16 protein-coding genes and 1 pseudogene are annotated in these 20,091 nt (G+C 60.0%); 6 read left to right on the top strand and 11 right to left on the bottom strand.

The annotated features are described in order from the left end of the window. Window positions 1-17 precede the first annotated feature (17 nt). Window positions 18-1,586 (bottom strand): solute symporter family protein, encoded by a 1,569-nt coding sequence (locus tag D5261_RS23230; protein ID WP_119324625.1) that lies wholly within the window; start codon window positions 1,584-1,586, stop codon window positions 18-20. A gap of 4 nt (window positions 1,587-1,590) precedes the next feature. After that, window positions 1,591-1,896, bottom strand: a complete 306-nt coding sequence (locus D5261_RS23225) for a DUF485 domain-containing protein (protein WP_119324626.1) — start codon at window positions 1,894-1,896, stop codon at window positions 1,591-1,593. Window positions 1,897-2,063: 167 nt separating this feature from the next. Between D5261_RS23225 and D5261_RS23220 the strand changes: the two are divergent. Next, window positions 2,064-2,294 (top strand): annotated as a pseudogene (locus tag D5261_RS23220) (carbonic anhydrase); the annotation flags it as partial. A gap of 60 nt (window positions 2,295-2,354) precedes the next feature. Here D5261_RS23220 and D5261_RS23215 read toward each other — a convergent pair. The 5 genes from D5261_RS23215 to D5261_RS23195 form a co-directional block, all read right to left on the bottom strand. Continuing rightward, on the bottom strand, window positions 2,355-3,071 hold the full coding sequence (locus tag D5261_RS23215; protein WP_119324627.1) for a hypothetical protein: 717 nt from the start codon (window positions 3,069-3,071) through the stop codon (window positions 2,355-2,357). A gap of 86 nt (window positions 3,072-3,157) precedes the next feature. Then, the gene (locus D5261_RS23210) at window positions 3,158-3,964 is read right to left on the bottom strand and encodes a metallophosphoesterase family protein (protein ID WP_119324628.1); all 807 of its coding nucleotides are present in this window, start codon (window positions 3,962-3,964) and stop codon (window positions 3,158-3,160) included. Between the two features lie 211 nt (window positions 3,965-4,175). Beyond that, on the bottom strand, window positions 4,176-5,309 hold the full coding sequence (locus D5261_RS23205; RefSeq protein WP_119324629.1) for a basic secretory protein-like protein: 1,134 nt from the start codon (window positions 5,307-5,309) through the stop codon (window positions 4,176-4,178). A 66-nt stretch (window positions 5,310-5,375) separates the two neighbouring features. Beyond that, complete coding sequence (locus D5261_RS23200) at window positions 5,376-7,085, bottom strand: basic secretory protein-like protein (RefSeq protein ID WP_165864614.1); 1,710 nt, start codon at window positions 7,083-7,085, stop codon at window positions 5,376-5,378. A 570-nt stretch (window positions 7,086-7,655) separates the two neighbouring features. After that, a complete protein-coding gene (locus D5261_RS23195; protein ID WP_301002167.1) occupies window positions 7,656-8,684 on the bottom strand; it encodes an ISNCY family transposase in 1,029 nt (342 codons plus the stop codon). 209 nt (window positions 8,685-8,893) lie between these two features. Between D5261_RS23195 and D5261_RS23190 the strand changes: the two genes are divergently transcribed. Both D5261_RS23190 and D5261_RS23185 read left to right on the top strand, forming a co-directional pair. Further along, the gene (locus D5261_RS23190) at window positions 8,894-10,804 is read left to right on the top strand and encodes a glycosyl hydrolase (RefSeq protein ID WP_119324632.1); all 1,911 of its coding nucleotides are present in this window, start codon (window positions 8,894-8,896) and stop codon (window positions 10,802-10,804) included. A 70-nt stretch (window positions 10,805-10,874) separates the two neighbouring features. Further along, on the top strand, window positions 10,875-13,013 hold the full coding sequence (locus D5261_RS23185; RefSeq protein ID WP_165864616.1) for a glycoside hydrolase family 36 protein: 2,139 nt from the start codon (window positions 10,875-10,877) through the stop codon (window positions 13,011-13,013). A gap of 110 nt (window positions 13,014-13,123) precedes the next feature. On the opposite strand, the gene D5261_RS23180 is transcribed toward D5261_RS23185, so the two are convergent. Then, window positions 13,124-14,410, bottom strand: coding sequence for an ISNCY family transposase (locus D5261_RS23180; protein ID WP_301002166.1), 1,287 nt, complete (start codon window positions 14,408-14,410; stop codon window positions 13,124-13,126). A 201-nt stretch (window positions 14,411-14,611) separates the two neighbouring features. Between D5261_RS23180 and D5261_RS23175 the strand changes: the two genes are divergently transcribed. Continuing rightward, the gene (locus tag D5261_RS23175) at window positions 14,612-15,394 is read left to right on the top strand and encodes a DUF1559 family PulG-like putative transporter (RefSeq protein ID WP_119324865.1); all 783 of its coding nucleotides are present in this window, start codon (window positions 14,612-14,614) and stop codon (window positions 15,392-15,394) included. Between the two features lie 12 nt (window positions 15,395-15,406). Then, a complete protein-coding gene (locus D5261_RS23170) occupies window positions 15,407-16,450 on the top strand; it encodes a LacI family DNA-binding transcriptional regulator (protein WP_119324866.1) in 1,044 nt (347 codons plus the stop codon). Between the two features lie 7 nt (window positions 16,451-16,457). Here D5261_RS23170 and D5261_RS23165 read toward each other — a convergent pair whose 3' ends face one another. The 3 genes from D5261_RS23165 to D5261_RS23155 all read right to left on the bottom strand — a co-directional run bounded on the left by D5261_RS23165 (window position 16,458) and on the right by D5261_RS23155 (window position 18,710). Then, window positions 16,458-17,516, bottom strand: coding sequence for a hypothetical protein (locus D5261_RS23165; protein WP_119324867.1), 1,059 nt, complete (start codon window positions 17,514-17,516; stop codon window positions 16,458-16,460). A gap of 97 nt (window positions 17,517-17,613) precedes the next feature. After that, entirely contained in the window at window positions 17,614-17,820 is a 207-nt protein-coding gene (locus D5261_RS23160; RefSeq protein ID WP_125206370.1) for a hypothetical protein, read from the bottom strand. A gap of 104 nt (window positions 17,821-17,924) precedes the next feature. Continuing rightward, window positions 17,925-18,710 (bottom strand): DUF1559 family PulG-like putative transporter, encoded by a 786-nt coding sequence (locus D5261_RS23155; RefSeq protein ID WP_119324869.1) that lies wholly within the window; start codon window positions 18,708-18,710, stop codon window positions 17,925-17,927. 325 nt (window positions 18,711-19,035) lie between these two features. Between D5261_RS23155 and D5261_RS23150 the strand changes: the two genes are divergently transcribed. Beyond that, entirely contained in the window at window positions 19,036-20,091 is a 1,056-nt protein-coding gene (locus D5261_RS23150) for a LacI family DNA-binding transcriptional regulator (RefSeq protein WP_119324870.1), read from the top strand.

Below are 20,091 nucleotides of genomic sequence, written 5' to 3'. Positions count from 1 at the left end.
TTTGAACATATCCGCCATCAGCGAGACATCATCTCCACTTCATCCACGGCGGCGGCGTGCGACATGCCTGTGTGCGCGCGCACCAGGATTTCGTCAAACTTCGCGCCGTCCTGCTTCTTAGATAATAGTGTACCAGCAATTGCGCCGAGGAAGCCGATGGGGATCGAGTAAATCCCGGGATTTTTCAGGTGGAACAGCGGCGCCCCTTGAAGGATCGCCTTGCCTGCTTCCGGATCCCAGACATTGGGGCTGAGCGCGACCAGCACGAGCGAGCTGATCAGCCCCGCCGCCATTCCCGCAATCGCCCCCGTGGAGCTAAAGCGGCGCCAGTAGATAGTCAGCAGAATCACTGGAAGGTTGGCGCTGGCGGCGACCGCGAACGCAAGCGAAACCAGGAAGGCGACGTTCAGGCTTCCCGCAAAGAGCGCCAGCGCGATGGAGATCACGGCGACCCCGACCGAAGCAAAGCGCGCCGTGGTGATCTGCTCCTTCTCCGTCGCCTTTCCGCGCTTGATGATCTGGTTGTAGATATCATGCGCGAACGCCGACGCCGCCGAAAGCACAAGCCCCGTCACAACGGCGAGGATCGTGGCGAAGGCGACCGCCGAGATGAACGCGAACAGGAAGTCTCCGCCCAGCGCCTTCGCCAGCAGCGGCGCGGCCATGTTGCCTTCTTTTTGCGCGGCGACAATTGCGCCGTGACCCACGAATGCGGCGGCGCCGAACCCAAGGAATAGCGTCATCACATAGAAGATGCCGATCAGCCATGTCGCCGACACGACGGATTTACGCGCAGTGGGCGCATCCTTGACGGTAAAGAACCGAATGAGGATGTGCGGCAGGCCGGCGGTTCCCAGAACGAGCGCCAGATTGAGCGAGAGCGTATCCAGAGGATCCTTGAACTTATTGCCGGGCCATAGGAACTTCTCTTTCAGAGGCGTGACGATCTCCAATTGGCTGAACATATGGGAGATGTTGAAGCCGAACTTCGCCAGCACCAGGACCGAAAGAACGAGCGTTCCGGCGATCAGCAGGATCGCTTTGATGATCTGCACCCAGCTTGTGGCGCGCATGCCGCCGAAGATCACATAGACCGTCATCAGAACGCCGACAATGGCGATGGCGACATGGTTCTCGATCCCGAGCAGCAAATGGATCAATCCACCCGCGCCCGTCAGCTGCGCAAGCATGTAGAAGATCGAAATGACGATGGAGTTGACGGCCGCGAAGCCGCGCACGCCGCGCTCGGGGAAGCGCGACGCCAGCATATCCGCCATCGTATATTTGCCGAGGTTTCGCAGCGGTTCCGCCACGAGATAGAGTACAACGAGGTAGGCGACCAGGAAGCCGATGCTGTAAAAGAAGCCATCAAAACCGGCCAAAGCGATGGAGCCGGCGATGCCGAGGAACGACGCCGCCGACATATAGTCGCCGGCGATGGCGAGGCCGTTTTGCCAGCCGGACAGCCCGCCGCCGCCCGTATAAAACTCGCTGGCGCTGTTCGTCTTACGCGCGGCGATATAGGTGATCACAAGCGTCATTGCGACGATGGCGAGAAAGAGCGCGAAAGGAAGTGAGAGATGCATGGGGTTATTCCTTTTCCGCCGCGATAATCTCCGCGACCTGTGCGTCGAACCGCTCCGCCCGCTTCGTATAAAGCGAAGCCAGCGTCCATGTCATGACAAACTGAGCGAAGGCGAAGACCCACGCCCAGGTGATCGACCCAACAGCGGGGCGATTGAGTGTCTTTGAGAAGGACGTCATCAGCGGCAGGGCAAAATAGAACGCCAGAAAAAACGCGGTGACCGGCACGATAAAAGCCGTCTTGTCGGCAAGCAGCGCGCGAAATCGCGGCGACTGCGCGATCTTAGTCCAGTTCGGCGTCTGTGAACTCATGGGGAGCCCTCCTGTGATTGGGAATACGTAGCATCGCGACGATTGCTTTTGTAGGCGTGCCTGGCAATACGCGAACGGGCTCCAAGATTCCTGCTTCGCGCTCGGAATGAAACAATCTTTCCTGAGGGAATAATATTTCGATCTGGACGCCATTTCGCCATTCTGAGGACGCCGGCGGCTGGCGTGATGTGGGGCTGGGACCGGGATCGCACGCGGGAGATTATATCGACTGGTTGACTATTCGCGATCAATCGGAAAGCGTCACGGAGGATGTGCGCCGTATTCGTCACCACCCGCTCGTTCCGAGCGGTATCCCGATCTATGGGTATGTGTACGACGTGCGTACGGGGCGGTTAGTGGAAGTCCTCAGCGCCACCGAAGTCGGCAAAGCCGCATAAACAAAGAGCCTTTCTTCTTGGGAGCGACACAAGAAGAAAGGCTCTTAAACCAGGGAGCCGTTAGCTCGACTTTTGCTGGGCTCCACGCCAGCAGGCCGCAAGCCCGACCACGACGCAAATCCAGTGCTGTGGCTGGAATGCGCGCATTGCGATCGGCAGAGCATCCAGTACGGTCATTGCCGGGTCGGCGACGCCCTGTGTCCTTGCTTCATTGAGCAGATCTCCGGCGTACACAAAATGCGCGACGAGCAAGCTGAAGATCATGATCCCCACGGCCGCCAGCGAAAGTCCGACGCCGCCCCGGCGCGTGACGCTCGTGATCCCGTAAGCTATCCCATAACCGACGGCGATGTAGAGCCACGACAGGCCGTGGTGCGCGTAGAACAGAATCTTGAGGACAAGGATTGAGCCGACGAGGCCGATGAAGGCCCCGAACAGCAGTCCGAGCGGAACGCTGCCCGGCGAGACCATTCGTGACTGAGCCCCATTGATTGCGCCCGCGGAGCTTTCCGGAGCGTAAAACGGGACGTAGGGCTGCGGAGCGGCGCCGGCCGGCTCATATGTCGTCGCCGCGAATGCGTTTGTCGACAATGGAGCCGCCCCATATGGAGCGGCCAGCGGCGCGTTTTGAAGATTTGTCTGCACCGTGGGCGCGCACTGATTGCAGGCGGCGGAGCCGTCGATCCGATGGGTGCATTCGACGCATAGCGGAATCCCGCATTCGACGCAAGTCGAGACAATGCCTCGCGCGGGGTGATAGTAGCATGCTTGGCTCATGCGAACCCTATTCGCTGCCAGCAAGCAACCTTCCTTCCATCTTATCGAGATTTTCGCAAACAAAAATCTCGATAAAAAGCCGTCATCTATTCAACGGAGGCGGGAGGCAGTGTCGGAATGGCCGGCATGGAAAATCTCAGCGTCGGCTCATTCTTCGGAAGATGGGTCAGCACATTTCGGATGGCTTCATCCGGTGTCACGGTCCCGTCATCGCAGACTTGGAAGAGCGTAAATTCCGGCGAGCGCGGCCGTGGCCGGGTGTCGTCGAAGCAGCCGACGCTGAGGCGTCCACCGCGCTGGCCGGCCCCCGTATCCAGGCCGACTTTGTTGGTGTGGATCAAGGGGCGGCAATCGGGGGTGGGCGTGTGCCCGAAGACGACGATGCGGCCGGGGCTATCGCCATATTTGATGAAGGGGTGCCGGATCCATAGACGCGGGTCCAGGTCTGCCTCCACTTCGGTATCGACGCCGTAGGGCACGACGCCCGCGTGGACAAAGTGGAAGTGATCGAATTTGACGGCGACATGGGTGGCCGCGACAAAGTCCATCGCCCATTTCGGGAATTTTCGTCGCCAGTGCGAATTTCCTCCGAGCTTGAAGCTCGAGAGTGTCGCCATTCCGCCGTTGAGCAGCCACAGCTCCTCGCGGCGCTTGTCGCCTTCGTAGGAACGGATCAGCAGGTCTTCGTGGTTGCCGCGCAAAAACATCGTTCCGGGATGCTGTTTTTTGAAGCGTATCAGGCGGCGGAGGACCCCCTCGCTGTCTGGCCCCCGATCGATATAATCACCCAGAAAAATCACCACGTCGCTTGGCCGCAGACGTGTGGAGAGCCTGCTCAACGCTGGATCGAGCATGTTGAGCTGGCCATGGATATCACTGATGGCAAATATCATCTGTGCGCGGGTCTGCCTTCTCCGTTCGTCCTCGAACCGCGTAAATGAGATTTTAGCGTACTAACATACTCATTATATCCCCAGAAACCAAAATGGAGTCAAGGCGTGAGCGAGATTGCAAAGAAATTGAGGCGGGTGGGCCGGCTGTCCCAGCCCAAAGTGGACAGAGCCAGGACAGCGGCGAATATCGCGAGGAAGGGAGAATGTCCGCCTATGCGGCCGGCTTGGCGAGAATTTTCGATGGATCGGCTTGATACGCCGCGATAAACTCCGCCCACAAGGCGTTGACATCTTTGCCGCAGTACTTCTGAAACAGATCGTCGCTGTACTTCCCGTATCGCACCGCGTCGTTCAGCTTGGTGACGAGACCGTCGCCGTAGTGGTTCTCGCACCAGCCCAGAAACGTGGCGGTGGTCTGATAGGAATCCGAGTATTTGGCGGTCTTCACGTTGATACGCGGATGGAAGTTCTGCGGCTCGAACTTGACCCAGCGGATATAATCCGCCGTTCCTTCGACCAGCCATACCGGCTCGTAAGGCGTCGCCTGGATCATATGCGTCATCTCGTGAACCGCCAGGCCCGTATCGTCGTCATGCTCGCGGCACCATTTGGTATTGATGGTCATCACGCCGCCGCCGGTCGCGGCGACGCCGGTGACATCCGGGCCGGTTTTGTAGACGACATTGACCATGTTCGGCGATATGAAGCCGTCCGAGCGAAGCATATATGCGGTTTTCGGCCAGAAGTCCTCCATGCCGATCTCGGCGCGCTTCGCCCAGTCCTCCATGTCCGGCGCCTGTGAGAGATCCACAAATCCACGTCCCGGAGCCAGCCGGACGTCGGAGATTTTGACGGGCGATCCGATCGTGATCTCGCGGATCAGCAGTGCGGGAAGGTGCGCCCCCTCATTCAGATGAATGCGGATCGATTTGATGGGCTGCCCGCCGAGCTTTGCGTCCGCGACGCCGTCCGCGCCGAACGCGGCCGCCTTGCGGAATACGGCGCCGTCAGGGGAGGTTTCGGCGACGCCGTTCGTCACTTCATCCTTGCCGTCCGCGCCGCCCGTCACGATATGCAGCGATCGCAGCGGGACGGGCTGGGACAGGACGACGAGAAATGTATCCCCGTCCCCCATGTCGTAAACGGATTTGAAGTAGGTGCTGGGATTGCCGTCCAGCGCCATCTGCGGGCTATGCGCCGTGGTGGAGGGCATGGTGGAGTAAATGGACGCTTGAACCGTGGAAGACGCCGCCGAAGCTTGGAGCGTAGCCGAGCCGGACATCGTGATGAGAAGCGCCGGCAGCGTGCTCCACGCCGCCCCGCGAATTGCTGTGATAGACTTCATGGATTCCCCGATTGATGCTGGTGAATGTCTCCCGTTCCGGCGAACGCCGGAACGGGAAGCCTGGACTTAATTTGCGAGGGTCGCCGCCAGAAGGCGGACGCTGGGATTATTGGTCAGCGTAATGCTTTTGACGGTCTTATCGTGATTGAGGCTGAAGCCGTAACTGTAGGCGTAGAAGGTACGCGGGTCTTTCTCGCCGGTCGCCAAGTTGCGATACGCCATCTTGACGACCCGGCTTTCGCCGGGGAAATTACTCGGCTGGAACCAGTCGCTGACGTTTTGTGCGAAATCCGCCGTGGAGCCGTCGGTGTAGTTGACGATGAAATGCTGCGCCATCTGACTGCCGTCCACGGCGGCGCCCACGAGCCACAGCGATTGATACTGCCCCGGAGCCACCGATACCGTTTGTCCCTGGCAGGAAACCATATCCGGAGCATCCGCCGAGGCGAACACGAACGTCACATCCTTCCAGCTTTGCGTCATTCCAAGGAGTGTTCCAGAATACGAGGCGCCGCCGCTGTCCGCGCCGCCGTCCGGGCTAAACTTCGCGCCGTCCTTGGTGACGCCGGTCGTGTTGAACGCCGGGCTAAGGTCCACCATCGCGGAAGTTCCTTTGGTCACTACGGGAAGGACGCGGGGCTTGTCCGCCTCGGCGACCGGTTTGGTGATGATATTGACCGGATCCGCCTTGTAAGCCTCGATAAACTCCGCCCAGAGGGTGTCGATATCCTTGCCGCAATACTGCTTGAACATACTATTGTCATAGTTGCCAAGCCGGGTAGCGCGGTTCAGTTTGGTGACAAGGCCGCTGTCGTAGTGCAGCTCGCACCAGCCCAAAAAGGTGGCGGTGGTTTGATAACGGTCGGTGTACTTTGCTTTGAGGACATTGATGCGCGGATGGAAGTTCTGCGGCTCGAACTTGACCCAGCGGATATAGTCCGCCGTTCCTTCGATCAGCCAGACGGGGTTGTAGGAGGACATCGCCTGAATGACATGCGCCGTCTCGTGGACGGTCAGGCCCGTGTCGTCCGGATGCTCGCGGCACCATTTGCTGTTGACGACCATGACGCCGCCGCCGGTCGCGGCGACATCGGTGACGCCGGGGCCGGTCTTGTAGACGACGTTGACCATATTCGGCGTGATGAAATCGTCGGTGTAAAGCAGCGCGGCGGTGTCGGCCCAGAACGCTTCCATCTGAGTCTCGGCGCGCTTCGCCCAGTCCGCCAGATCGGGCGCCTGGGAGATGTCGACGAACCCGCGTCCTGGCCCTTGCTGGACATGGGAGACTTTGACGGGCGAATCGATCGTGATCTCGCGCACCATCAGCGAGGGCACGCCCGCATGATCGTTCAAACGGATGCGAATGGCCTCCACGAGCTTGCCGTCAAGCTTGGCGTCCGCCGCGCCGTTTGCGTCGAATGCGGCCGCTTTGGTGAACTGGACCCCATCCACGGACGTCTCAACGACTCCCTGAGTCACCCCATCCTGACCCTCGGCGTCGCCCGTCAGGATATGCAGGGACCGGACGGGGATTGGGCGAGACAGCAGGACCAAAAACGTATCGCCGTCATCCATGCCATAGACGGTTTTGTAATAGCTTTTCGGGTCGCCGTCCAGCGCCATTTCCGGACGATGCGCCGCCGTGGAAGGCATGGTCGAATAGATCAGCGCTTCGGCGGTTCCTGGCGTGGGTGAGGCGGCCCGAGCGCCGGCGGCGGCCATCAGCAGAAGACCCGGAAGCGTGACGCACGCGGCGCGGCGCAGTAAAGATGTCATTGAATTCATGCTTTCCCCAGTGTGGCGATGTCCCGGTCACGCATTTTCGCAGCGGCGTCGAGGAAAAGCGTCGCGCCATGACGGCTCAATCGAATGCATAAAGCAAACCATTCAGGCAGGCGTCGATCCAGGCTTCTACAGAATATCTCGGCGCCCTCAAATATTCCTCAAACAACAAGAATATTTTCCCAAGAATAGTACCATCGCCGGCGCCAGAATAAATAAATAGTGCTGTTCCTGCTCTGCGATTATGTCCGCTAAGTGTTCTGCGACTTTGTCCACTTTGTGCTAGGGAGCCACCGCATGAAGCCAGGCCCTTTTTCTGACAGCGGCGGCTGGATCGCAGGGCTGAGATTTCGGTGTTTCGAGCTGAGACCTCGGAGGCTTGGGTGAGGATTGTTCGGGATTTGCCTTCGCCGGTGCGGCGGACGCAAGGCGATAATCGAGTCGTTTCTTCCCATCGTAGATGGTGAAGCTGACCTTCGGGATTTATTCGGACACTCACTTTTTAACCCGCCAGCGAGCGACTGCGCGATGCAGCGGTAATTTGGTAGACTTTGCCCTCGAAACTCAGCGTGTGATCCGCCTTGACGGTGCGCGTTTCCTGCATGCTGAAATAGTAGTCCAGATCAAAATCGGGTTCCAACACAATGAATGCCGAATTAGGATCGGCGCTTCGATGCCGAACTGAGCATAATGCTTAGCGATGAACGCAGGCAAAAATGCATTCGCCTGCTCCATTGTCGAGATATCGGCCAAACGCATTTCTTTGACGAGCCGATCTTGGAACATGCTCCAGAGCCGCTCGATCCGACCTTTGGCTTGCGGAGAATGGGCGGCAATGCTTTCGATGCCTAGATCATGAAGCACTTTCTGGACATGGCTCATGGGGATCTGACCGGCGAGTTCATCCTCAATCGTCGCCTTTTTGGGCGATCTCAAGATCGTGTGTTTGTCATGGTAGTAGCTTGCGGGCAAGCCATACTTGATGGCGATCTCGCGAAATAGAAACAGATAGCCCGCCGCATCCTCGGTGGACCGGAAGTGGGCATGCAAGACATGCCGGAAGTGGGCGTGCAAGACATGATTGTCGGCGTCGTCGATCGCGCCCATCAAACACAGACGCGGCGCTCGGCCTTCCAGCCAATCGTGCGGCGAGCCATCAATCTGCACCATCATGCCCGAAGCGGCTTTGCGCAAACGCCGACGACGCACGACGCCGCGTGCAGGCTTGGCTGGGGGCGGTTCCGCCATGGGTTTAGGATGCAAGATTTTCTGTAAGGTTGATCGTCCGATCTGGATGCCATCGTTGGCGGCGAGAAGATCGCGCATGTGGCAGACATTGAAGCCGTGATAGGGTCCGCCCAGGCTTGCCAGAGCGACGATCCTTGCGCCGATGTCTGGATCCAGGGCATTGTGTGGCTTTCGGTGGCGATTGCCATGGGGAATGCCGGTCACTCCATCCGCCAAGAAGCGTTTGAGCTTACGACGGACCTGGCGTGACGAGAGGCCCAGGATCTCTGCGGTTCGCTCGACCGTCAACTGATCCGCAGCCAAGCGGGTGAGCATGTCGATGGTTCTTTGTTCCGATCGGGTCAACGTCAATATCTCCATTCCTTTAGGTTCGACGAGGACAAAGTCGCAGAACACTTAAGGAGGACATATTCGCGGAACAGTAACACGCCGAAATCTTCCCGGCAAATCCCGTGATTGACAGTTGTTCGCCGCTGTGATATGATAGTGTCAGTGTCAGGAAGACATGTCTTCCTGATGCGAGATTTCTGTCGTTTTGCTGGATAAAGGACCCTATGAAAGTCGTTCGCTTTTCGCCGCTCGCAAAACTTGCCGCCTTCGTCGGCGCCGGACTTTTCGCCATGGGCGCCGGCCGCGCCGCGCTTGCGGAGACGCCGTTTATCCAATCGGCGTATCTTTGGACTCAGGGGACCGACACCGACTTGAGCGGTTCGGGAGATTGGGGGATGTATCGGCAATGGCTCGGCGTGAAGCGGCTGGGAGCGGAGTCCGATCCGGGAGGCTGGGATACCTGGGCGAACGCCACCGAGGGCTGGAACAATAACCATTGGGGCGATCAGCAGACGCGCTATGGCGTCAAGACGCTTCCGGAAGTTCTGCTAAGTATCGCCTCCACGCCATATTCTCCGCATGGATACGACACGGCGTGGGAAGGCGAGCAGTGGCGGCTGGAGGCCGAAAACGATCCGGCGACGATGCAGCATTTTGTGAATCTCGCGAACAATATCGTTGCCTGGAACTACAAAAGCGTCATCATCCGCATGGATTACGAGTTCGACGGCGGCTGGATCCCTTATGGCAACCTCAACGCCATCCCCGGCATGCCGGGCAACTTCAACAAGGCGTGGCGCAACATCGTCACCACGGTTCGTGATACGGTCAAGGCGAAGAATCCGAACATCAAGGTCAAATTCCTCTGGAACCCGACCGACGCCAACGTGCAGATCGAGACGGCGAAATTTTATCCCGGCGACGCTTATGTCGACTATATCGGCTTCGACAATTACGATTACGACTATTCCGGCGTTTACAAGTCGGGTGTGCAGCCGGACGCCGCGACGCAGCAGCTGGCGTGGACGAAGTCGATCCTGCCGCGCATCCAGTGGTTCGCCGATTTCGCGTCGGCCGCCAATCCCAAAAACCGAAATGGGTATCTCGCCGGACGTAGTGTCCCATTGATCGTCGGCGAATGGGGCATGTGGCAGATCTCCGCGACGGGCCGGCCGGCCGGCGGCGACGATCCCGCGTACATCCAGAATATGTACGATTGGATGAGCTCGCACAATGTCTATATGGAGTGCTACTTCGAGACGCCGTCGGACGGCGTGTCCACACTTTGGCCCGGCGGCTATCCCAAGCCGGGAAGCGGCAACCACTCCTGGGGCGCGAAGGGGACGGCGTACCCAAAAGCGGCGGCCAAGTATCGCGAACTCTTCAGCGATGACGGCGGCGCGGCGGCCGCGGCTTTAGCCGCCTCCAGGCCGCCGGGCGCTCCTACGGGCCTCGCCGCCGCTCCGGCAAGCCGGCGCGTGACGCTCTCCTGGGATTCCGCTCCCGGAGCCACGCTCTACAAAGTGTTTCGAGGGACCTCCGCCGGTCCAAAGTCCACCGTCGCCGTCGCGTCGACAAAATCCCCGTCGTTCACGGACTCGGGCCTGACGAACGGCGTCCATTACTTCTATAAAGTGCGGGCGTTCAACGCCAAGGGGGCCGGCGGCTATTCCGCGCCCATCGGCGTAACGCCCAATCTTCCGGAGAATTACCTCGCGAACGCGGGATTTGAAACGGGAAGCCTGAATGACTGGACGGTGGATGTGGGCGGCGGCGGCGCAAACGACTGCTTCGCGCAGCACTGCGGCGCGAAGGACGCGCATTCGGGCGAGTGGGAGCTGACGCATTGGTCGGGCGCTTCCTACGAGATAACGACCCGGCAGCGGGTCGCGGTTCCCAACGGCAAGCACAGCGTCAGCGCATGGATCAAGAGCAGCGGCGGCCAGGCAGCCTGCGCGATGCGGGTCAGCGGCTACCACGGCGCTGATGCCGCGAAGATCGATATCCCGGCGTCCGGCGGCTGGAGGAAGATCGCCACGACGGTGAACGTCACAAGCGGCGTTCTGGAAGTCTCGTTCCACGACAGCGCCGCCGCGAACCAATGGCTCAATGTCGACGATGTCGTCGTCAAATAACCGTTTTCCCAGGCGTGCTCCAGGGGAATTCCCCACGCCGCGCCTGTGGCCCATGAAGGTGAGTTTCGTCATGCCCCGCAAAATCGTTTCCGAACACTATTTTTCCGACACCACCGTACGGTACACGCAGGATGAAGATACGGGGTGGGTTGGACTGGAGATCTTTCCGACCGTCCTGGCCGGTGAGATCGTGGCGCGCCGGCAAACGATCCGGCACCGTGAGGACGGGCCCTGGGAGGCGACAAATAACGTCGATTCTCTCGTGCATCTCAAGATCGCCGGAGAGGCGTACGGCGGCATGTTCGCGCAGGGGCGAACCCTGCGCAATGCCCCGGGCATCGGCGACTTTCAATTTGTGAATCAGACTGTCGTCCGCGACGCTCGCTCCGCGACGATCACGACATTCCTCGCGGCCCAAAGCGGACTGCGCCTGGAGCACCGGCTGAATTGGCGCGACGGCGAGATGGCGGCGGTCGTCGCCACCACGCTGATCAACGGCTCGGACCGTCCCGTGACGCTGGAAATGCTGACCAGCTTTTCCCTAGGAAATATCACGCCGTTTGTGGACGATGAAGCTCCCGGCAGACTGCGCGCGCACCGGTTCCGGTCGGCTTGGTGTGCCGAGGGGCGACTTGACACCCAAACGATCGAGCAGCTCCAGCTGGAGCGCTGCCCCAGCGGCGCGTCGCTGCAAAGCGAGCGCTTTGGACAGGTCGGCTCGATGGCCTCACGCGGCTGGTTTCCCGCCGCCGCGATTGAAGACACGGTTGCCGGCGTCACCTGGGCCGCCAACGTGGCCTGGGGCGGCTCGTGGCAGATGGAGATCTTCCGCAGAGACGATCAGATCTGCCTTTCCGGCGGCCTGGCGGACCGAGAGTTCGGCCAGTGGATGAAGACGATCGCGCCGGGCGCGCGCTTCGAAACGCCGTCCGCCGCGATCGCATGTGTGCAGGGCGACATCGACGACGCCTGTCATCGTTTGACCCACCTTGGGCGCGCCGCCGCCGACTTGCAGCCGGCGGACGAGCAAAACCTTCCCATCATCTACAATGAATGGTGCACTCATTGGGGGGACACCACGCACGAACGGGTTATGACGCTGGCGAAGAAGCTCAAAGGCTCGGGCGTGGAGTACTTCGTGATCGACGCCGGCTGGTATATGGCCGAAGGGGAGCGTCCGGACGCGGGACACGGCGACTGGATCGTCAATCCGTCGCGGTTTCCCGATCTGGAGGCCACGGGCGCCGCGCTGCGCGAGCTGGGTTTCCGGCCCGGGCTGTGGTTCGAAGCGGAGACATGCTCGCCCGAAACCCGGATCGGATCCCGCAAGGAGCTGATGCTGCATCGCGACGGCGTTCCCATCACCGTGAGCGGCCGGCATTTTCTGGACCTGACGAAGTCCGAGGTGATTTCGCATTTGAGCGAGCGCGTGATCGGCTTGCTGGAGCGGACTGGGTTTGGATACGTCAAAATCGACTACAACGAGACGATCGGCGTTGGCGTGGACGGCGCGGAAGCGCTGGGGGAGGGGCTTCGCCGCCAAACCGAAGGAACGTATCGGTTCTTTGACGCCATGCGGGAGCGGCTGCCTGACCTGGTTATCGAGAACTGCGCGTCCGGCGGAAATCGACTGGAGCCCGGCCTGATCGGGCGCGCCGCGATGTCGTGTTTCTCCGACGCCATGGATCTGGAAGCGCCGCTCGTCGCCGCGCATGTCCAGCGATTGTGTCTTCCCCGCCAGATGCAGATCTGGGCGGTGGTGCGCGAATCGCATCCCGAGCGACGCCTTTGCTACGGCCTGGCCGCCGGCTTCCTGGGGCGAATGGCGCTGGGTGGCGACGTCGATCGGCTCAGCGACGCGCAGATGAGCTTCGTCGTTCGGTCTCTCGGGGTGTATCAGCGGTCGAAGGAAGTGATCAAGCACGGCAAGAACAAGCTCCACGATCGCGCTAACGGCAGCTGGCGGCGTCCCGAAGGGTGGCAGGCGGTTGTCCGTCTCGCGGACGACGGGCAGTCGGCGCTCGCCGTCGTCCATCGTTTCGGCAAGGGCGAGGCGCTGCTGAGCGTCCCGCTGCCCGCGCCCGGAGAATGGCGGATCGACGAGCAGTTACAGTCGGTCGGCAATGATGCGGAAATCCAGACTGGCGGCCTCGCATGCCGCCTGGAGGAGGAGTTTAGCGCCTGCGTGGTCCGTTTGCGTCGGGCTTGACGGCCGGCCAAGCCTCCAGAGTAACAGGCGCAAGAAACGAACACAATCTTTGCCTGTTCCTGCTCCGCGATAATGTCCGCTAAGTGTTCTGCGATTTTGTCCATTTTGTGTTAGGGGGACGCCGTATGAAGCCAGGCTCTTTTTCTGGCGGCGGCGGCTGGATCGCAGGGCTGAGATTTCGGAGTTTCGAGTGGAGATTTCGGAGCTTCGGGTGAGGGTTGTACGGGCTTTGCCTTCGCTGGCGCGGCAGACGCAAGGCGATAATCGAGCCGTCTTTTCCCATCGTAGAGGTGAAGCTGGCCTTCGGGATTTACTCGAGCGCTCACTTTTTGGCCCGCCAGCGAGCGGCTTCGCGAGGCAGCGGTAATCTGGTAGACTTTGCCCTCGAAACTCAGCGTGTGGTCCGCCTTGACGGTGCGAGTTTCCTGGATGCTGAAATAGTAGTCCAGATCAAAACCGGGTTCCAGAGCAATGAACGCCGAGTTGGGATCGGCCGCCTCGATGCCGAACTGAGCATTGTGTTTTGCGATGAACGCCGGCAAGAATGCATTCGCCTGCTCCATCGTCGAGATACCCGCCAAACGCATTTCTTTGACGAGCCGGTCTTGAAAGGTGCTCCAGAGCCGCTCGATCCGCCCTTTGGCTTGCGGGGAATGGGCGGCGATGCTCTCGACGCCCAGGTCATGGAGTACTTTCTGGACATGGCTCATGGGGATCTGTCCGGCCAGTTCGTCCTCGATCGTGGCCTTTTTGGGTGATCTCAAGATGGTGTGTTTGTCATGGTAGTAGCTGGCGGGCAGGCCATACTCGATGGCAATCGCTCGGAACATCCAGAGATAACCTGCGGCATCTTCGTTCGGGCGGAAATGAGCATGCAGGACATAGTTGTCGGCGTCATCGATCGCACCCATTAAGCACAGGCGAGGCCCGCGTCCTTCGAGCCAATTGTGTGGAGAACCATCAATCTGCACCATCATGCCCGAGGCGGCTTTGCGCAAGCGTCGGCGACGCACCACGCCTCGCGCAGGTTTCGCTTCCTTAACCTCTGGGGGAGCTTTGGGGTGAAGAAGCTTGTGCAAGGTGGAACGCCCGATCTGGATGCCATCGCTGGCGGCCAGCAAGTCGCGCGTGTGGCAAACATTGAACCCATGGTAGGGTCCGCCGGTGCTGGTGAGAGCAAGGATCCGTGTCCGTGTGTCTGGGTCGAGGATATTGTGTGGTTTTCGGCGGCGATTGCCGTGCGGGATCGCATTTACTCCCTCGGCCAGAAAGCGTTTGAGCTTACGCCGGACCTGACGAGAGGAGAGCCCAAGAAGTTCTGCGGCTCGCTCCACGGTAATCTGGTGAGCTGCCAGCCGAGTAAGCAGATCGATGGTTCTTTGTTCCGAGACAGTCAACGTCAATATCTCCATTCTTTAAGGTTCGACGAGGACATAATCGCAGAACACTTAAGGAGGACATATTCGCGGAACAGTAACAAGGCGCAAGAAACGAACACAATCTTTGCCTTGACTCGCCGATAAGCCTGTGATATAATTCATTGACTTCACTTAGTAGACATGTCTACTAACTCTCATCAATTCGCGAAGGATCCATTCATGATTATTCGACACAAAGGTTTTACGCTCATCGAACTGCTCGTTGTGATAGCAATCATTGCGATACTAGCCGCCATTCTGTTCCCGGTCTTCGCCAAGGCGCGTGAGAAGGCGCGCCAGATCTCCTGCGCCTCGAACTTAAAGCAGTTCGGGCTTGCGGCGCAGATGTACGCGCAGGATTACGATGAAACGTATTCCGGACCGTTCATCGGCGGGCCGGGTTTGGCGGGAGGCGACGGAAACGACAAAAAGATCTGGGTGGAGCTGCTCTATCCTTATACGAAAAACACGCAAATCGCGCGCTGCCCTTCGGCGTCCGGCGGCGTGACATATTTCTACAACGGAAGCGGGATCACGGAGAATCCGGATCTGGCTTCCGTGGTTAAGGCGGGCGGCGTCAACTACGCCTACAACGATACGTTCGGCTATAACGGCTCCAACTTCGGCATCGGCAGTCCCGGCGCGTACGGCACGGGAGTCAACGGGAATGGCCCCTTCGGCGCGGCGCTGTCGCTCGTGGACTCTCCCGCCGCCACGATCCTTCTCGTAGATACCCCTGGCGGCGGAGATTATGAAGTCGAATATTTCAATCGGCTCGATGCGAGCGCTTGCGCTTTGTTCGGAACCGGCCAGGACCTGCCCCATCTTGGCGTGGACTCCCGCCATACCGATGGGTTCAACGCCGCGTTTTATGACGGACACGTCAAATTCCAAAAGAGCACCCGGCCTTATCAGTGGTATTTGAGCAAAGACGCGGCGACTTCGTCCGGCTACAATCCCTAAAGGCGATCGCGTATGACCACCATTCGAGATATCGCCACCGTCTGCGGCGTGGCGCCGCAGACGGTGATGTCCGCCATCAATAACGTCCCCGGCAAAGTCAGCGCGCACACTCGCGAGCGGATTTTGGCGGTTGTTCGCGAGATGAACTACCGCCCGGGCGCGGCGCGCCGCCGTACGCCGGTCCAGAAAAGCTGCACCGTCGGCTTGATCGGCGGCGGATCGGAGCCGATGCGCTTTGGCGGTTCGTACTACTACACGGAAGTCCTGACGGCGTCGATCGTGGCGGCGGGGGCGATCAAGCAGAACGTGCTGATTTTTATGAGCGAGATGCTTCCGCCGGATCCGTTTGAACGGATCCGGCTTTCGTGTGACGGGCGATGCGAGGGACTGGTGGTGATTGAACCGTCCGTCTGCAATCCGCTGATCGCGGCCCTTCTGGACCGTGGCGTGCCCGTCGTGACGATCGGTTATTCCGGAGAATATAACCACTTTGTTTCGACGGTCGATGTCGATAACGCTCAGGGGATCCGGGATGTCGTCGCCGCGCTTTGGGACGCCGGGCATCGGCGCATCGCGTTTGCGGGCATGGATCGGCGGCAATGCGCCGCCACCGCGCGTCTGGAGGCGTTTCTTGAGATCGCCGGCGAGTTTGGGGCGACCGTGGGAGACGCGTTCGTTCATCTGCCGGAAAACAGCCGGCCGGGTGATATCGCGCAGTGGACCGCTTCGGTGCTTGGCGCGCCCGCCTCAGTGCGGCCGTCGGCCGTGGTTTGCTGGAACGACACCACCGCCGTCGAGGTGATCGAAACGGCGCGCGGCCTTGGGCTCGACGTGCCCAGAGACCTTTCGGTTACGGGGTTTGACGACGACCTGCGCCTCGCGGCCGCGTTCGACCTGACCACCATCCGGCAGCCTTACGCGCAGATCGGGCGGCGCGCCGTGGAGACGCTGATGGGCGTGATCCGCCGCGACGACGGGGCCGCCCAGTGCGTCGCCCTTCCCGGCGAGCTGATCCACCGCGGCACGATCGCGCGTCCCGCATCATGTCTTTTATGAATGTCTTTTACGGCGTGGCGAAGCTGTTGTAAAGCGCCGGGAGCGCTTCCCGCAGCGCGGTTTGATGGCGCGCCGGATCGTCACGAAAGTACATCTGGAAGTGACTGGGCTGATCGGTGCGCGTAAAGCGGTAACCGCCGTCTTCACGGACCGAAACGGCGCAGGGCAGAAGCTCCTGCCGGATCTCCCTATCCGTCGGAAGCGCGTCATGCGCGGACACGATCCGGTAGCTCCCGTCCCCACGCTCCACCAGTTTACTGCCCGTGGCGTCCAGCCACAGGGCCGTCTCCCAAACGTGATGCTCCCAATCGTAATGCGCTTCGTCTCCCACGGGAAAATCCTCATCCATCGCGCGCAGAAAGTCGCTGCGCGTCGAACGGGTATACGCGTACTCCAGATATCTCCGAAGCTTTGGCGCCATGCCTCTGCCCAGACGATGGGGCAGCTTGTAGTATGTATTGTGCGGCTCATCATCAAACGGTGAGCAGGAGCCGGCGCACGGGTAGATCGCGATCGGCAATGAGGACTGGAGGAGGCGGACAATCGCCTGGGGATCGAGCAGCGCGTTCCACTCAAGAAGGTCGGGGGAGGCGCTGCCCGCGCTCAGCCGAATGACTTTCACCTTTTCGTGGAAGAGTTTTGGCTCCCGGTTGTAGGCGGCGGCGATGGCGCGCGCGGAGCCGAACGAGAGGATCTCGACGGGCTCACTCGCGTCGCGCAGCGTGCGCAGAATGAGCTCGATCCCGCGCTGCTGGAATCGGGGAAGAGAAAGCATGGGATCGTCGGGCGACCGCATCTTCGAGAATGGGCCGACTCCGTAGGGAACGTCGCGATCGAAGATGTAGTTGAGCTGCTCTACCGGAATCACGCCGGGATCGCGCGGCCCGTTCTCATCCTCGAACCCCGCCTGCATGCTGCGCGGCCGCCGAAATGCTTCGGTGCAATCCAAAATGACCGCTTTGAGATCGATCTGAGGGAGGGCGTACGCGGCGATCAAGTCCACGGTGTCGCCGATGTCCTGGTGGGGGTGGTACAGGTCGGTGACGTCGATGATGGGAACACTCATGCCGCTATCTTCCACATTTCTTGCGGGAACTCACAAAGCAATGCCGCCAGCGGGCGAAGATCGCTCGCAAGCGGCGGCGTTGGGGGAAATCTACCGGCTACTGGCCGCTGCGGTTCGGAAACTGCGGAGGCGGCGCCATGTGCGCGATGGCCGGCGGCATATGAGCGCCGGACGGCGCGCTGTCCACTCCCGGCTTATTGTTGATGGGAGCGGGGGAGGACACCCTGTAGAGCCCGACCCCAAACACGATGACGAGGACGGCTAGCACCGCCGCCATGGTTACGTTGTTGATTGGAATTTTCACGAAATTATGTCCCTGATAAGAGCAATGGTCATCGCTGACTGACAAACCATTTGGATGACGAGAACGGTCGCGGCTTGCGTGACCGTTCTCGCATCCCCAATGGACTACTGTGCTTTATCCCACATTCCGAAGTACTGCGAATTCCAGTTAAATCCGCATCCCCAGCCGGAATGGTCGATCGGGTTCGATCCGCTCGACTGTGCGTCGATGGTCTGCTCGTTTCCGATCTGCTTGATCGTGTCCATCATCCGCATCCACTTGACATGTCCGTCCGCGAAGCCGTAATTCGCTCCGCCGGTGTGCGCGCTGGCGGGGCCGGTATTGCCGTCGATTCCAAACTCATAATCCCATTGATCGCAGCCGTTGTCCGCGTTGTCGGCATTCTGCAGCTGATGGTCGGCGCGCCACCGCTCGGTGATAAAGATCGTCGAGGCGGGCGAGGCAATGGTTGAGTCCGTGGATCCTGGGATGGCGTGCGCCTGCGCCCAGGGGCTGGCGTAGAAGTTGGGTCCAGACGGCGCGCCGGGGCCAGGGTACTTCTGAGTCACCGTGGAGATGCTGTAAGAGATCGGAGTGTTGCCTGCGGCGCGCTGGAAGGTGTCGTCCGGGCATCGAAACGCAGCCGTGCTTTTGATATACGGCATGATGGCTTGATGCCAGGGCGTCCATGTCGGATCGTATCCCCACGGGACCGGATGGGTTTCGTCGTTGTCCTGCACATACTGCATCTCGCCAAGCAGGATCTGCTTCTCATTGCTGGCGCAGGTGATTTGACGCGCCTTTTCGCGCGCCTTGGCGAACACCGGGAACAAGATGGAGGCGAGTATCGCAATGATTGCGATTACAACGAGAAGCTCGATGAGGGTAAAGCCTTTGTGATTAGTTCGCATTGGTAAAATTCCTTATAACCGCGAGATGAGAGTTCGGACCGTGTGACCAGTAATAATTGCAAAACTATCATATTAATAATCCGTGATAGTTTTGCGATCATTCTTGATCGCGTTTCTGTTAAGGTAGACATGTCTACCTTGGCTCTGGATCAATATTATCACATTAATTGCGTCGTGTCAAGCAAAAATGGCGAGCATTCCTGAATTTTGTTTGTGGGTGCATATCCATCGCACCACGAGCAAATATTGACAAGAAGACACATCTCCCGATATAACAGGAATAAGTGATACGCACGACATCGCAGATGTCAAGACAAGCGAAATTATGACAACAATTCGAGATATCGCCGCGGCTTGCGGCGTCGCGCCGCAAACGGTTATGTCCGTCATCCACAACATTCCCGGCAAGGTCAGCGTGGAAACGCGCGCGCGGGTGCTTCAGGCCGTGCGCGACATGGATTACCGTCCCGGCGCGCCGCGGCGGCGCGCCACGGCGCAGAAGACTCACACCATCGGCATGGTCGGCGGATGGACCTCTCCCTGCTTGATGGGTGTGCAGAGTTACTACACCGACATCACCACCGGCGCAGTCGTCGCGGCGGGCGAGATGAAGCACAATGTCCTGCTCTTTGTCAGCGATCTTCTCTACAAAGACCCCATGGCCGATATCCGCCTTTACTGCGACGGCCGGTGCGACGGTCTGGTGGTGATCGAGCCCTGGAACGACAGTCCGCTGATCACCGCTTTGCTGGAGCGAGGCATTCCTGTCGTGTCCGTGGGCCATTACGGGCAGTACTCGCATCCGCTGTCCATTGTCGATGTCGACAACAGACAGGGCATGCGGGATATCGTGCGCGCCCTGGTGTCCGCGGGGCATCGCCGCATCGCCTTTGCCGGCTGGGACCGTCGGCACAGCGCGTCCATCGAGCGAAAAGACTACTTCCTGCAAAGCCTCCGTGAGTACGGCGTCGCGGCGCCGGAACACTTCGTCCATCTTCCAGAGGAGACCTCGGAGTATGAAGAGATTACCCCGTGGCTGCGGAGCGTCTTGAGCCTGCCTGACGGGGAACGGCCTACGGCGATTGCCGCTTGGAATGACATCACGGCCGGCGAGATCATCCGTGTCGCGAATGGCATGGGCCTGAATGTGCCTGCGGATCTTTCCGTCACCGGCTTCGACGACGATCCCACGGTGACATCGAAGGTTGCGCTCACCACGGTGCGGCAGCCTTACGCGCAAATCGGACGCCGCGCGATCGAGCTTCTGGTGGACACGATCAACGGCGTCGAGATGGAGCATGGACGCGTCATTATCCCCGGAGAGCTGATAATGCGGCAGACGATCGCCCCCCCGCCGTCTGGGAGCCAGGACGGGGAATGA

The organism is Capsulimonas corticalis (assembly GCF_003574315.2).
GTDB classification, from domain to species: Bacteria; Armatimonadota; Armatimonadia; order Armatimonadales; family Capsulimonadaceae; genus Capsulimonas; species Capsulimonas corticalis.
This window is presented reverse-complemented; position numbering and strand designations above follow the sequence as displayed.

What these genes read in the sequence shown, in the direction of transcription:
- D5261_RS23175 (WP_119324865.1), top strand. Translation starts at nt 14,612, where the DNA reads ATGATTATTCGACACAAAGGTTTTACGCTCATCGAACTGCTCGTTGTG.
- D5261_RS23155 (WP_119324869.1), bottom strand. Translation starts at nt 18,710, where the DNA reads ATGCGAACTAATCACAAAGGCTTTACCCTCATCGAGCTTCTCGTTGTA.
- D5261_RS23205 (WP_119324629.1), bottom strand. Translation starts at nt 5,309, where the DNA reads ATGAAGTCTATCACAGCAATTCGCGGGGCGGCGTGGAGCACGCTGCCG.
- D5261_RS23225 (WP_119324626.1), bottom strand. Translation starts at nt 1,896, where the DNA reads ATGAGTTCACAGACGCCGAACTGGACTAAGATCGCGCAGTCGCCGCGA.
- D5261_RS23200 (WP_165864614.1), bottom strand. Translation starts at nt 7,085, where the DNA reads ATGACATCTTTACTGCGCCGCGCCGCGTGCGTCACGCTTCCGGGTCTT.
- D5261_RS23150 (WP_119324870.1), top strand. Translation starts at nt 19,036, where the DNA reads ATGACAACAATTCGAGATATCGCCGCGGCTTGCGGCGTCGCGCCGCAA.
- D5261_RS23185 (WP_165864616.1), top strand. Translation starts at nt 10,875, where the DNA reads ATGCCCCGCAAAATCGTTTCCGAACACTATTTTTCCGACACCACCGTA.
- D5261_RS23215 (WP_119324627.1), bottom strand. Translation starts at nt 3,071, where the DNA reads ATGAGCCAAGCATGCTACTATCACCCCGCGCGAGGCATTGTCTCGACT.
- D5261_RS23170 (WP_119324866.1), top strand. Translation starts at nt 15,407, where the DNA reads ATGACCACCATTCGAGATATCGCCACCGTCTGCGGCGTGGCGCCGCAG.
- D5261_RS23165 (WP_119324867.1), bottom strand. Translation starts at nt 17,516, where the DNA reads ATGAGTGTTCCCATCATCGACGTCACCGACCTGTACCACCCCCACCAG.
- D5261_RS23190 (WP_119324632.1), top strand. Translation starts at nt 8,894, where the DNA reads ATGAAAGTCGTTCGCTTTTCGCCGCTCGCAAAACTTGCCGCCTTCGTC.
- D5261_RS23230 (WP_119324625.1), bottom strand. Translation starts at nt 1,586, where the DNA reads ATGCATCTCTCACTTCCTTTCGCGCTCTTTCTCGCCATCGTCGCAATG.
- D5261_RS23210 (WP_119324628.1), bottom strand. Translation starts at nt 3,964, where the DNA reads ATGATATTTGCCATCAGTGATATCCATGGCCAGCTCAACATGCTCGAT.